The 13,014-nt window shown below is 68.6% G+C and carries 10 protein-coding genes and 1 pseudogene; 6 read left to right on the plus strand and 5 right to left on the minus strand.

Annotated elements, in window-relative coordinates:
• Positions 1–279: pseudogene (locus L0H79_RS15685) on the minus strand (hypothetical protein); the annotation flags it as partial.
• Positions 280–302: 23 nt separating this feature from the next.
• Between L0H79_RS15685 and L0H79_RS15690 the strand changes: the two are divergent.
• From L0H79_RS15690 to L0H79_RS15700, 3 genes are read left to right on the plus strand one after another with little or no spacing between them, the layout of a single operon-like run.
• On the plus strand, positions 303–1,925 hold the full coding sequence (locus L0H79_RS15690) for an acyl-CoA carboxylase subunit beta (RefSeq protein ID WP_301485568.1): 1,623 nt from the start codon (positions 303–305) through the stop codon (positions 1,923–1,925).
• Positions 1,922–2,134, plus strand: coding sequence for an acyl-CoA carboxylase epsilon subunit (locus L0H79_RS15695; RefSeq protein ID WP_301485569.1), 213 nt, complete (start codon positions 1,922–1,924; stop codon positions 2,132–2,134). Before L0H79_RS15690 ends, L0H79_RS15695 begins: the two co-directional genes overlap by 4 nt.
• Before the next feature lie 41 nt (positions 2,135–2,175).
• Positions 2,176–3,579: a protein kinase gene (locus tag L0H79_RS15700; protein ID WP_301485570.1), complete on the plus strand. Its 1,404-nt coding sequence runs from the start codon at positions 2,176–2,178 to the stop codon at positions 3,577–3,579.
• On the opposite strand, the gene L0H79_RS15705 is transcribed toward L0H79_RS15700, so the two are convergent.
• Complete coding sequence (locus L0H79_RS15705; protein ID WP_301485571.1) at positions 3,563–4,552, minus strand: hypothetical protein; 990 nt, start codon at positions 4,550–4,552, stop codon at positions 3,563–3,565. The two genes, L0H79_RS15700 and L0H79_RS15705, sit on opposite strands and share 17 nt — an antisense overlap.
• A gap of 88 nt (positions 4,553–4,640) precedes the next feature.
• Positions 4,641–5,660, minus strand: a complete 1,020-nt coding sequence (locus tag L0H79_RS15710) for a GNAT family N-acetyltransferase (protein ID WP_301485572.1) — start codon at positions 5,658–5,660, stop codon at positions 4,641–4,643.
• Between the two features lie 120 nt (positions 5,661–5,780).
• Here L0H79_RS15710 and L0H79_RS15715 point away from each other — a divergent pair, with 120 nt between their 5' ends.
• The 3 genes from L0H79_RS15715 (at position 5,781) to L0H79_RS15725 (ending at position 10,073) form a co-directional block, all read left to right on the plus strand.
• Positions 5,781–7,544 carry a DUF885 domain-containing protein gene (locus L0H79_RS15715; RefSeq protein WP_301485573.1) on the plus strand — a complete coding sequence of 588 codons (1,764 nt, stop codon included), beginning with the start codon at positions 5,781–5,783 and terminating at the stop codon, positions 7,542–7,544.
• Positions 7,545–8,165: 621 nt separating this feature from the next.
• On the plus strand, positions 8,166–9,302 hold the full coding sequence (locus L0H79_RS15720; protein WP_301485574.1) for a cell wall-binding repeat-containing protein: 1,137 nt from the start codon (positions 8,166–8,168) through the stop codon (positions 9,300–9,302).
• A 99-nt stretch (positions 9,303–9,401) separates the two neighbouring features.
• A complete protein-coding gene (locus L0H79_RS15725; RefSeq protein WP_301485575.1) occupies positions 9,402–10,073 on the plus strand; it encodes a nucleoside triphosphate pyrophosphatase in 672 nt (223 codons plus the stop codon).
• Here L0H79_RS15725 and L0H79_RS15730 read toward each other — a convergent pair.
• Together L0H79_RS15730 and L0H79_RS15735 are read right to left on the minus strand one after the other, a co-directional pair.
• On the minus strand, positions 10,064–11,278 hold the full coding sequence (locus L0H79_RS15730) for a hypothetical protein (RefSeq protein ID WP_301485576.1): 1,215 nt from the start codon (positions 11,276–11,278) through the stop codon (positions 10,064–10,066). The two genes, L0H79_RS15725 and L0H79_RS15730, sit on opposite strands and share 10 nt — an antisense overlap.
• A 166-nt stretch (positions 11,279–11,444) precedes the next feature.
• Complete coding sequence (locus L0H79_RS15735) at positions 11,445–12,980, minus strand: acyl-CoA carboxylase subunit beta (RefSeq protein ID WP_301485577.1); 1,536 nt, start codon at positions 12,978–12,980, stop codon at positions 11,445–11,447.
• Between the last annotated feature and the right edge of the window lie 34 nt (positions 12,981–13,014).

Raw genomic sequence — 13,014 nt, forward strand, 5'->3', positions numbered from 1 at the left:
GTTGATCTTGACGCCCGCCTTCTTCTCGTAGTCGGTGATCGCCTTGGCGATCACCCCGGTCTGGTGGTCGGTCAGCACCACCCGCCAGACGGCACGTGCGTCGGGGACGGCCTGAGCGGCATCCGGCCGAGAAGCCGATGCGCCCCCCCAGGCCGGCACGGCTCGCCTGATCTCGTCGTTCGTCGACGAGAGGGCAGGGTGGAACTCGATCTCCCGCCAGTGCCCGGGCAGCGTGATCAAGGCCGCGTTCACGAGGTCCACGTCGAACGGGGTACGCACCCGGATAAGGCTAGGCTGCCGCCATGCCCTCGGAGCAGGCCCCTGCGCAGACCCTCGATCTCACCACGACAGCCGGCAAGCTGGCCGACCTCAGACGCCGCGTCGCAGAGGTCGCGAGCGCCGGCTCGGAACGCGCCGTCGAGAAGCAGCACGCGCGTGGGAAGAAGACCGCTCGGGAGCGGCTCGCGATGCTCCTGGACGAGGGCAGCTTCATCGAGATGGACAAGTACGCCCGGCACCGGAGCAACCAGTTCGGCCAGGAGAAGAACCGGCCCTACGGAGACGGTGTCGTCACCGGATACGGCACCATCGACGGTCGACAGGTGGCCGTCTTCGCGCAGGACTTCACCGTCTTCGGCGGGTCGCTCGGCGAGGTCTTCGGCGAGAAGATCGTCAAGGTCATGGACTTCGCGATGAAGATCGGTTGCCCCGTCATCGGGCTCAACGACTCCGGTGGCGCCCGGATCCAGGAGGGCGTCGTATCACTCGGCCTCTACGGCGAGATCTTCATGCGCAACGTCCGCGCCTCCGGGGTGATCCCGCAGATCAGCCTCATCATGGGTCCGTGCGCCGGCGGGGCGGTGTACTCACCGGCCATCACCGACTTCACCGTCATGGTCGACCAGACCTCGCACATGTTCATCACCGGGCCCGACGTCATCAAGACGGTCACCGGCGAGGACGTCGGCTTCGAGGAGCTCGGCGGGGCGAAGACGCACAACTCCAAGTCGGGAGTGGCCCACTACATGGGCACCGACGAGCAGGACGCGATCGAGTACGTCAAGGCTCTCCTGTCGTACCTGCCGAGCAACAACTTGGAGACGCCACCTGCCTTCGACGAAGGTGAGTCCGACCTCACGGTCACCGAGGACGACCGGTGGCTGGACACGTACATCCCGGACTCTCCGAACGTGCCCTACGACATGAAGCAGGTCATCGAGCACATCGTGGACGGGGGCGACGACGGCCCTGACTTCCTGGAGGTACAACCCCTCTTCGCACCCAACATCGTGACCGGCTTCGCCCGCATCGACGGCATGCCGGTCGGCATCGTCGCGAACCAGCCGATGCAGTTCGCCGGCACGCTCGACATCGACGCGTCCGAGAAGGCGGCACGGTTCGTGCGCACGTGCGACTGCTTCAACGTGCCGGTGATCACCTTCGTCGACGTGCCCGGCTTCCTGCCCGGCACGGCCCAGGAGTGGGACGGCATCATCCGGCGCGGGGCGAAGCTCATCTTCGCGTACGCCGAGGCTACGGTGCCGAAGATCACCGTCATCACCCGCAAGGCGTACGGCGGGGCGTATGACGTCATGGGTTCCAAGCACCTCGGCGCCGACATCAACCTGGCGTGGCCGACGAGCCAGATCGCCGTCATGGGCGCCCAGGGCGCCGTCAACGTCCTCTACCGCAAGGAGCTCGCGACGACGTCGGGCCAGGGCGGTGACGTCGAGGCGCACCGCCGGGAGCTCGTCGAGCACTACGAGGAGACCCTCGCCAACCCGTACATCGCGGCCGAGCGCGGCTACATCGACACGGTGATCTCGCCCTCGAACACGCGGATGAACGTGACCCGGGCGCTTCGTGCACTGCGGAACAAGCGCGAGAGCCTGCCCCCGAAGAAACATGGGAACATCCCGCTATGACGAGCGAAGCGAACTCGACGCAGGTGATCCGCGTCACGGGGGGCGCGAGCGCGGAGGAGATCGCCGCTCTCGTCGCGGTCCTGTCCGCGGCCGGCGGGGCGGCCGATGTGCGCACACCTCGCCGTTCGGCGTGGGCGGATCCGGCGTGGCGCCTGGCCGGCCCGGGCGCCACCGTCGGAGGCTGGCGGACCAGCAGCCTCCCTCGCTGAGATTGGCGTCGAAGACACCGCGTCGCGTATCGTGGTCGCACGTGTCCGTCGATCTCATGTCCCCCAACCGCCTCGCCGAGCGCTATGTGCTGCGAGGCGTCATTGCGACGGGTGGCATGGGCGAGGTCCACCTCGCGACAGACCAACGGCTCGGGCGTCAGGTGGCCGTCAAGGTCCTCGCGCAACGGCTGACCGACTCACCCGAGGCGGTCGAGCGGTTCCGTCGGGAGGCGATGTCCGCCGCCGGCCTCTCGCACCCGAACATCGCGCGGGTCTACGACTACGGCGTCGATGGCGCAAGCCACTTCATCGTCATGGAGTACCTTGCCGGGCGCAGCCTCGACCGGCTGCTCCGGGACCGTGCTCCGCTCCCGCCGCAGGAGGCGGTCGGTATCGCGTCGCCGGTCTGCGCCGCCCTCGCCGCCGCGCACAGTGCGGGCATCGTGCACCGGGACATCAAGCCCGGCAACATCATGGTCACGCCCGACGGCACGGTCAAGGTGACCGACTTCGGCATCGCCAGGGCGCTCGGTGCGGCCCCACTGACCGACACGGGCACCGTCATGGGCACGGCGGCCTACCTCCCACCCGAGGTCAGCCGTGGCGGGTCCGCCGGCCCGGGGTCGGACCTCTACTCGCTCGGCATCGTGCTCTTCGAGATGCTCACCGGGCGGGTGCCCTTCTCGGGCGACACCCCCGTTACCGTCGCGATGCGCCACCTGTCCGAGGACGTCCCGCCGCCGAGTGAACTGGTGCCCGGACTGCCCCGCGGGCTCGACGAGGTCGTGGCCAGGGCCACCAGCCGGGAGCCGGGCGATCGCTACCCGAGCGCCGAGGCCATGGCGGACGGGCTGCGGTACGGGGACACCCGACCGCTTCCGTTGTCGACCCGGGCCCTGACGCGACCGCTGCCGACCGTTCCGTCCGAGGCTGCGCCGAGCGTGGCCGTCGTGTCACCGAGGACGACTCCCACACCGAGGAGACAGCCCAGGACGCAGCGGGAGCCCTCGGACGAGCTTGGCGAGCCCCTGCCGAACCGCCCGGTCAACCACGACGCTCGGCCCGGTCGCAGCCGGGTCGCCTGGGTGCTCGGTTCGCTCGTACTCGTCCTGGTCGTCGCCCTCGGTGCCTCGCTCTTCTCCGGCGGGATCCCGGGCGTGACGATTGCCCCGCCGTCCGCGAACACACCGTCCGCCACCGCGCCCACCACCGACCAGTCGACTCCCACACCGCAAGCAGCTCGGCCGGGCGTCGTCCCAGAGGGCCTCGTCGGCTCAGACCTCGCGAGCGCCGAACAGGCGATCAAGGCGAACGGCCTGGACTTCAAGTGGCGGATGGTCGCCTCCGACGCGCCGCGCAACCAGGTCATCAAGGCCACCCCGGGGCCGGGTGAGACGCTCCGGCCCGCCGACAGGGTCATCCTCGTCGTCAGCCGCGGCCGCTGACCTGGCGGCGGTGGGGCTGGGTCCGGCGCACCGAGCCCATGACCCGGCGCGCCACGCGTTTCAGAGCGGGTGGGGTGTGGTGCATGGCGAGGTATCCGGTCCGCGCGCGCACAGCCTCGAGGATGGTGTCGCCCGTACGTCCCCCAGGATGTCCTGGCACGCTGCTGAGCCGGTGAATCGGCCCTTCCGCCAAACCGATCTGCCAGCGTTGCGCCCAGGAGCAGCCCGCATACCAGACGCGGTAGGTCGTCGGCCCGGTCTTGATCATCGTGGAACGGTAGATGGCGCGAGAGCACCAGGAGAACGGCCGAGGTGCCAGGACGGGCCTGGGGTCCGTGGCGGTGAAGGTGATCCCGTCGTCACTCATCGCGTGGAAGAGCGCGCAGCGGCTGGCGTCGGTGCCGTTGGGGTATGCCGCGCACAGCGCCTCCCAGCCCTCCTCCGTGGGTATGACATCGATGTGCCAGAGGACATGTCCGGGTAGGTCCAGGGTGCACTCGGTGGCATCTCGAAGCTCTTCGATGTCAGCACCCAAACTGCGGACCAGCCGCGAGCTCATCTCGCCCGCCCGGGAGCCGGCCTCCACATGCCACATGAACCAGTGGCCGGACCGGCACGCCATCGACGGGGACACCACGTGCCGGCCGCTGTGGAACCGCCGCAGGGGTGTCCACACCACACCGTCTCGGGTGGTGGTCACGAAGAGCTCCGCTTCGGGATTCCCTCGCGTGCACCCGCGTAGGACGAGGTGCAAGGTGCCGTCGACGAAGGCGAGGTCAGGGTCGGACCAGTGCCAGTCGGTGTCCGTCAACGGCTGGACCACCGGATCGGGAGCGCCGGGCAGCGAGGTCCAGGCGATCCCATCGTGGGAGACCCGAATGCAGGGATTCTCAAACCTGTCCTCACCGAAGGGGTAGGGGGTCATCGCCATGACGTACGGGTACCCGACGAAGCCGTCCTCAAGGTAGAGCACGTCCGGATGGGTGCACTGATTCGCCCCATCGGGGGTCGAGATGGGCAGAGGCGGGGCGACGGACTGCACCAGACGGCTCCTCATCGACTCAGTAGGTGTCCAGGTCGCTTCCGAACACCGACCATGCCGAGTGTCGGTGCACGTTCCCGCGCATCAGCCTGCCGGTCTGCTTCCTGACGATGAGCGGCAGTCCTCCGCGTGGGACAAAGCCTGCCCTCCTCAGCACCGCCCGCAGATCCGGGCGCTGGGCGAACGCGAGCAGTTCGCTCCGGCCCTGCTGAAGGGCATTCTGCGTGGTCAGCGCCACTGCCGATGCCAGAGCATCGGCAGTGCGTCCCTCGAGCTCGACGAGTCGTGCTCGCGTCGAGAACGGGTCCTTGCCCCATACAGCGACGGCGTGGGGGTCTTCGGGCGGGCCGACGACGACCCACTCATAGTGCTGGCCCGAGCCGGACCCCAGCCGCCAAGCGAGGTACTCGGGGGACCGATCCACAGCGCAGGTCTGCCGATCGTGCCTGGCCGCCGCAAGCCGGGACAGCTCGGCTGGTGCGGGGTTGCCGGAGACGGGGACGTCCGTCCGACCGCCTCGGGGGAGCCACCTCGCGGCTGCGTCGCTCAGGGCGCCAGCCCACGCCGGGGTCCGGGGGTGCAGCGACGGCTTGAGCATCCTGGAGTACTGGCGAACGTCTCCGGTGTGGTCCCAGTCGAGCCTGCCCACGAAGGCGGGATAGCTCGCCTCGTTGGGGAACCCGAACAGCACCTCTATGCCACGTTGCGTGGCCAAGTCCATGCACTCTCTCGCCAAGGCGGTGAACATGCCCTGCCCTCGGTAGTCTGGGTGCGTCATGGTGTCGAGGGACTGTGCGCCCAGGATCAGGTCAGTCCCGATGGCCAGCCGCATGGGCCACAGGGCGTACTGACCGACGATGCGAGCACCGTCCTGGGCGACGACCACGACCGGGGGCCCGGCCGGGTTGCGGTCGAACTTCCAGGAGTGGTGTTCCGCGCCACGGTCGTGGCCGAACACCACGGCGAACAGCTCCTGCAACGCGGGAGCATCGTCGGCTACAGCAGGACGCAATGTCCACCTACGGGCGTCCGTCGCCATGGTGCGATCCCCTTTGGCAAGCTGGCGGTTCGTCGCGACCCTACAACAGCTGGTGACGCACGTCCGATCTCCCGCATCTCTGGACGACTGTGTCGGCGGTGGCTGGGATACCTTCGGCGGGTGACCGACACCACGAGAACCAGTGATGCAAGCCCGGGCCGACGCCCACAAACCACGGTCGACCGGATCGCCGAACGCTACTTCGATCGGCTGGTCGAGCTGTCCCCCATCGGCGCCACCTATCTCGGCATCCCCGGCCACGACGAGGACCTCGACGACCTCTCCCCGGCAGGCCTCGCCGCCCAGAGCGAGCTGCGGCGTCGCACTCTCGAGGAGCTGCGCGACGCAACTCCCGTCGACGAGGTCGACCAGGTCACGATCGCCGCGATGGCCGAGCGGCTCGGCCTCGACGAGGAACGGTATGCCGCCGGCCTCGACGAGATGTCGCTCAACGTCATCAACTCCCCGCTGCAGGAGGTCCGTGACATCTTCGACCTGATGCCGCAGCGCACCGCGGACGACTGGCGCGTCGTCGCGACCCGCATGGCCAAGATCCCGGCCGCTCTCGAGCAGTACCAGCGCTCGCTCGTTGCGGCCCGCGACCGCGGCCTCGTCTCACCCGCGCGCCAGGTCCGCGAGACGGCGACGCAGTGTCGCGACCTCAGCGACGACGACGGCTACTTCACGACGATCCTCGACAAAGCGGCGGTCACCGAGGCAGACGGGTCCTCAGCTACCCTCGACGGCGACGTCAGGACCCGGCTCGCGGACGCTGCGAACGCGGCGTCGGCGGCATACCGCGACATGGCGGGCTGGCTCGAGCGTGAGCTGCTCCCCCACGCCCCGGAGGCCGACGCCTGCGGTCGCGACCGGTACGCGCTCGAGTCGCGCTACTTCCTCGGTGCCGTCGTCGACCTCGAGGAGACCTACCGATGGGGTCAGCAGCAGGTCGCCGACATCACGGCGCAGATGCAGGCGATCGCCGACGGGCTGGAGACAGGTGCGAGCGTGCAGCGGGGTGTCGAGATCCTCGACGCCGACGAGCGGTACGAGCTGCACGGCACCGACGCGCTCAAGGCGTGGATGCAGGAACGCGCCGACGAGGTCATCAGCAACCTCAAGGACGTCCACTTCGACATCCCCGGGCCGGTGCAGCGGATCGAGTGCCTGATCGCCCCGACCCAGACCGGGGGGATCTACTACACGGGTCCGTCCGAGGACTTCAGCCGGCCCGGGCGGATGTGGTGGAGCGTGCCGAAGGGCAACACCGAGTTCAGGACGTGGAACGAGCTCTCGACCGTCTACCACGAGGGTGTCCCGGGCCACCACCTGCAGGTGGCGCAGACCGTGTACCGCTCCGGGCTGCTCAACAGGTGGCGTCGGCTTGCGGCCTGGACCTCAGGTCACGGCGAGGGCTGGGCCCTGTACGCAGAGCGGCTCATGGCCGAGCTGGGATACATGGACGACCCCGGCAACCGGATGGGATGGCTTGCCGGACAGTCGCTCCGGGCTGCGCGCGTGGTCATCGACATCGGCGTGCACTGCGACTTCGAAGCACCTCAGGAGGTCGGCGGCGGCGCCTGGGACTACGACAAGGCCTGGACCTACCTGACCCGCTACGGCTTCATGGACGAGAAGGTCCTGCGCTTCGAGCTGAGCCGCTACCTCGGCTGGCCCGGACAGGCACCGAGCTACAAGATCGGCGAGCGGCTCTGGCTGCAGCTGCGTGAGCAGGTGCGCCGGCGCGAGGGCGATGCCTTCGACCTCAAGGCCTTCCACCGCCGGGCACTCGACATCGGCGGGGTCGGCCTGGACACGCTGCGGGACGCGGTGCTCGGCGACCTCTCATTTCAGGGCAAACCACCATTCCATAAAGCAGAGTGATAACAGGGCGACCCGCAATGACCTAATGTTGGCCTCGTCTCCGCTTCGTCTGCGAGCGTGACAAGCGCGGGCCCTCCCCTCACATCGAAGAGGGGAGGGCCTTCGTTTGCCCGGGAACGGACGCCAATATGCTCGAAATATCGGACTGTGGGGCGCCTGGTCACATTCACGCTCAAATGTCCTATTCTTCGGTGCGGCCTCGATCAGCCCACAACCGATGCAGCTGGACGGCACCGAGTCACCGAGTGACCCCCTGTAGTACGAATTCTCTTTCAGTACAGGACAGTTGACGAGGCTCGAAGTCAGCACAACCGCGCTCGACCAACTTGTCCGGGACGCAGTCCTCCGTACCCCACAGAGGCCTACCGAGAACGTTCTCGAGGGTCGAATCATCCATCATCGTCCCTTTCGCCCGATAAGATGGGACGTTACCCATGTTATCCGATAAGTGAGCTTGACGGCATTTCAAGAATTTCGCCATTTGCCCTTGCGGTGTCGTTTTGGTGCGCTAACGTTCACGTTGCATGCACGACAGGGAATGCAACACACCCAACAGATCCGGCCTCAAACGGGGGGGCAGGGGCGTGCATGCGAAGCAGACAACAGGATCAGGAGACACCAATGAGCAAGACACTCCGCGCCACCTCCGTGGTCGGCGCCACACTCGCCATGGCGGTCGCATTCTCGACCGCGGCCATGGCTTCACCCACCGATCCGTACCAGGACAACTCGGACTCGATGGGCAAGCAGTTCACCATCGACAACAACCTCGACAACCTCTTCCGGGTGGCAGGGCCCGACCGTGTCAGCACGGCGATCAAGCTCATGCACTCCTCGACGAAGTGGTTCACCGCCAACGGGAACGCCAAGCGGAGCAACGACTGGGTCATCGTGGCCCGCTCGGACGTCTTCGCCGACGCGCTGGCCGCCGGCCCCCTGGCCGACGTCTACGACGCGCCGATCCTGCTGACGAAGACCGGCTCCATCGACAGCCGGGTGCTCTCCGCCATCACCGACGGCGGGTTCAAGCACGCCATCCTCGTCGGCGGCACCGGCATCTTCCCGGAGTCGGCGCGCGCCCAGCTCGAGGGTGCCATCGGCGCTCCCGGCACGGTCGTCCGGCAGCGGGGCATCGACCGGTTCGAGACTGCGACCGGCATCGCGGTCTCGGTCGCTCGCCGCGCCTACGAGACCAACGCCACGAAGCGGACGATCAACGTCTACCTCGCGACCGGTCTCAACTTCCCGGATGCTCTGGCGGCCGGTGCGGCCGCGGCCGACAACACCGGCGTGGTGCTGCTCACCAAGGACGGCCAGATGGACAGCTTCACGATGGACTTCCTGGTGCACCAGCGTGACCGGATCGGTCGTTGGGCCAACGGCATCGAGATCCACACCGTCGGCGGCCAGGCAGAGGCAGCGGCGAAGAGCGGTGGCGTCGAGGACGTCGCTGACACCAACTCGGGTTCCGACCGCTACGCGACGGCAGCGATGCTGTTCTCGAAGTTCAAGAACCCGATCGAGAAGATCGCGGTGGTCAGCGGCGAGGGCTTCGCCGACGGTGTCGCGGCCGGCGGCTGGGTCGCCAACCACGACGGTGCGCTCCTGCTCACCCAGAACAACAAGCTGACCCCGGTGACCAAGGCGGCGCTCGCCACGGTCGCGGACACCGATGTCGACGTCGTCGTCGTCGGTGGCACCGGCTCGGTGAGCCGCGGGGTCAGCGAGCAGATCGCCAACGAGCTCTACACCTGGTGATCGACGCCTGACCCGGATCGACAGATCAGGGCACCATGGATCGGCCCCCGGCATCGCGCCGGGGGCCGATCTACTTGTGTCCCCGATACGCTCGCCCGTATGCCGCCCACCTCGCGCCTGCCCACCGGGACCGTCCCGCTCGTGCTGGCCTCCGCATCCCCGGCCCGGCTGGCGACCTTGCGGGCCGCGGGGGTCGAGCCGGTCGTCGTCGTCAGTGACGTCGACGAGGACGCGGTGGTCGCAGAGGCAGCCGATCGCTACGGCGCCCTGCCTCCCGAGGACATCGCGCTGCTGCTCGCCCGAGCCAAGTGCGAGGCGGTGGCCAGCGGCAACGACGTGTCCGGTGTCGTCCTCGGCTGCGACTCGGTCCTCGAGCTCGACGGGGAGGTGCACGGCAGGCCTGCGGACGCGGCCGAGGCGGCCGCCCGATGGCGACGCATGCGGGGCCGGTCGGGTCTGCTCCACACGGGACACTGGCTCATCGACGACCGCGACGCCGGCACGGGCGCGACGATCGGTGCCACGGCATCGACTGCGGTGCACTTCGCCGAGCTCACCGACGAAGAGATCCGGCACTACGTGGCGACCGGTGAGCCGCTCCGGGTGGCAGGAGCCTTCACGATCGACGGTCTCGGCGGCCCGTTCGTGACCCGGATCGAGGGCGACCACCACAACGTCGTCGGCCTGTCCCTGCCCCTGCTGCGGGACCTGCTGAACGACGCCGGGATCGGCTGGTTCGAGGTCGTCACACCGGCGACCGGTCAGGGGTAGAGCAACGAGGTCGTGGACAGGGTGTCGATCACGAGGTAGTTCGCCGTGTACCACCACATCTGTGCTGCCCCGGCGACGGCCACCGCCCCCAACAGCCAGTAGCGGTAGCGGCGCCACGGCCGCCACCTCAGGGCCGAGGCGAGGATGAGCGCCATGGTGAAGGCGAGCATCGCGTAGCGGACCCGGCTCGGCGTGGTGTTCGTCACGAGGAGCAGGTACGCCGGGTAGGCGCCGGCCCAGCCCCACAGCTCGGGACCCCACCGCCAGGAGTGCCTCGAGAGCATCCACCACGCATAGGCCGCGACGGCGATGATGCCGCCGACCTGGCCGAGGATGCCGGCGTAGTCGTAGACCAGGTTCCACCACTGGTAGAGCTTGAGGCTCGTCTTGATGTGCCAGGCGAGCATCGTCTGGGTGTAGGCGCCCGGCGTCTGGGTCACGATTGAGGCGATCGACGGCCAGAGCCAGGTCAGCACCCCGGCATAGAGCGCGAGGACAGCCATCCCGACTCGGAACCGGACCGGATCGGACCCCTCGTCGCCTTGGCGCCACCGGAGGGCGGCATGGGCGATGATCACCGGGACCATCGCGATGACGACGTTGCGGGACAGGGCCAGGACCAGCAGCGCCAGCACGAGCCAGCCATAGCGTCGCGCGCGCAGGAGCATGAGGCACACGACGACGAGCAGCAGCGCGGTCGACTCCGTGTACGACGCCGAGAAGATCGGTGACGCGACGTAGAAGCAGACCGCGACGACGGCGACGATCGCCTCCCAGCGGCCGACCGCGCGGTCGACGAGGCGGAAGAGCAGATGGACCGCGGCGAAGCCGATGAGGGTGGACAGGACCGGCCCGACGATGGCGAACGGCAGCCCCGTGACCCACATGATCGCCCCGACCGCCAGCGGGAAGACGGGATAGAAGGCCCACGGGTTCATGTCGACTTCCCCGAGGTCCGTCCGCGGCAGGACCCCGGGGTAGCCGTTCTCGGCGATGACGCGATACCACTGGCCGTCCCAGTTCGTCATGACGCCGAGATAGCCGGGATCGGCGGGGACAGGGTAGGTGATCCGGATCCGCTCGAGGCCGATCGGCAGGGCGATCTGGTACCGCGACAGGTAGGTGCCGGCGATGAGCACGAAGATCCGCGAGACGAGGTACACCGCGGCGGGGAACCACACCTCGAACCGACGGTAGAACGGCACCTTGGCGCGGCGGGCGCTCGGTCCCGCGAACTCGACCGTGGCGAGAATGTCTGACCCCCTGGCTCGTGCTGACCGAAGCCACCGGCGCCCGCCTGCGGGCGCGGTGGCTCCCCAAGCCTACGAGCACCGGTCCCTCCGACCTCGAGCAGGCGCGCCGAGGGAACGATCAGACGGGCGGGACCGAGCGACGCTTGAGGCTGAAGTGCCGGTCGCGATGGGCGGCATACGCGAGGCGATGCTGCAGGTCGCTGCGCAACTCGTCGGCCTCGACGATCGAGTCGAGCACGAGGTCGGCGGCGAGCCGCTCGATGTCGACATCCTGCTCGTACTCCGCGCGGCGCTCGGCGACGTAGGCGTCCCGCGCCTGCTCCCCCTGCTCGGCCTCGACGGCAGCGATCTTGTTCGCGTAGACCGCGTTGACGGCGGCCTCGGGACCCATGACGGCGATCCGGGCGGTCGGCAGCGCGATCGTCGCGTCGGGTCCGAAGCCGGGCCCGCCCATCGCGTAGAGCCCGGCACCGTAGGCCTTGCGGATGACGACGCAGAACTGCGGCACCGTCGCCGAGGCGACCGCCGAGACCATCTTGGCGCCGTGCCGGATGATCCCGCCGCGTTCGACCTCCGAGCCGATCATGAACCCCGGCACGTCGGCCAGGTAGAGGATCGGGATGTTGAACGCGTCGCACAGCCAGATGAACCGCGCCGCCTTGTCGGCACTGTCGGTGAACAGGACACCGCCCTTGACCATCGAGTTGTTGGCCAGGATGCCGACGGACTCGCCGCCCAGGCGGCCGAACCCGATGACGAGCTCGCCCGCCCAGAGCGGCTTGAGCTCGAAGAACGAGTCCTCGTCGACGAGGCCGTCGATGACGGCGTGGACGTCGAAGGGCACCGACTCCTTCTCCGGCACCGTGTGCTTGGTCAGCGGCTCGAGCGGCTCCTCGACGTCATAGGCAGGGGGACGGTCGCGCCAGTTGCCCGGCACGTAGGAGAAGTAGAGCCGGGCCAGCTCGATCGCCTCGGTGTCGTCCTGCGCGAGCAGGTCGCCGACCCCGGAGACCGAGCAGTGCATCCGCGCCCCGCCCATCTCCTCGAGGGTCACCTTCTCGCCGACGACCATCTCGGCCATGCGGGGACTGCCGAGGTACATCGAGGCGTTGCCGTCGACCATGATGATGACGTCGCAGAAGCTCGGGATGTAGGCACCACCCGCGGCGCTCGGCCCGAAGAGGCAGCAGATCTGGGGCACCCGGCCGGACAGGGCCACCTGGTTGTGGAAGATCCGCCCGGCGCCGCGACGGCCCGGGAACATCTCGACCTGGTCGGTGATCCGGGCTCCGGCCGAGTCGACGAACCAGAAGATGGGCAGCTCCTCGCGCAACGCCATCTCGGTGGCCCGCACGATCTTCTCGACCGTGCGCTTGCCCCACGAGCCGGCCTTGACGGTCGGGTCGTTGGCGATGACGATCGCCGGTCGGCCCTCGACCGTGCCGCGGCCGGTCACGACGCCGTCGGCCGGCAGGCCCTTGGCGAGCGAGTTCGCGTAGCGGCCGTCCTCGACGAACGACCCCTCGTCGAAGAGCATCGCGATCCGGTCGCGGACGTAGATCTTGCCCTGCGAGTCGAGCTTGGCCTTGGCCTTGGCCGGCGGTCGCTGCGAGCCGGTCCAGGCGGTGTTCAGCCGGGACCGGACATCGGCGATCCTCGGGTCACCGCCGTCCGAGTCGGTGGCGAAG

Source organism: Intrasporangium sp., from assembly GCF_030452765.1.
In the GTDB taxonomy this organism is placed as follows: Bacteria; Actinomycetota; Actinomycetes; order Actinomycetales; family Dermatophilaceae; genus Intrasporangium_A.

What these genes read in the sequence shown, in the direction of transcription:
- L0H79_RS15690 (WP_301485568.1), top strand. Translation starts at nt 303, where the DNA reads ATGCCCTCGGAGCAGGCCCCTGCGCAGACCCTCGATCTCACCACGACA.
- L0H79_RS15695 (WP_301485569.1), top strand. Translation starts at nt 1,922, where the DNA reads ATGACGAGCGAAGCGAACTCGACGCAGGTGATCCGCGTCACGGGGGGC.
- L0H79_RS15710 (WP_301485572.1), bottom strand. Translation starts at nt 5,660, where the DNA reads ATGGCGACGGACGCCCGTAGGTGGACATTGCGTCCTGCTGTAGCCGAC.
- L0H79_RS15720 (WP_301485574.1), top strand. Translation starts at nt 8,166, where the DNA reads ATGAGCAAGACACTCCGCGCCACCTCCGTGGTCGGCGCCACACTCGCC.
- L0H79_RS15725 (WP_301485575.1), top strand. Translation starts at nt 9,402, where the DNA reads ATGCCGCCCACCTCGCGCCTGCCCACCGGGACCGTCCCGCTCGTGCTG.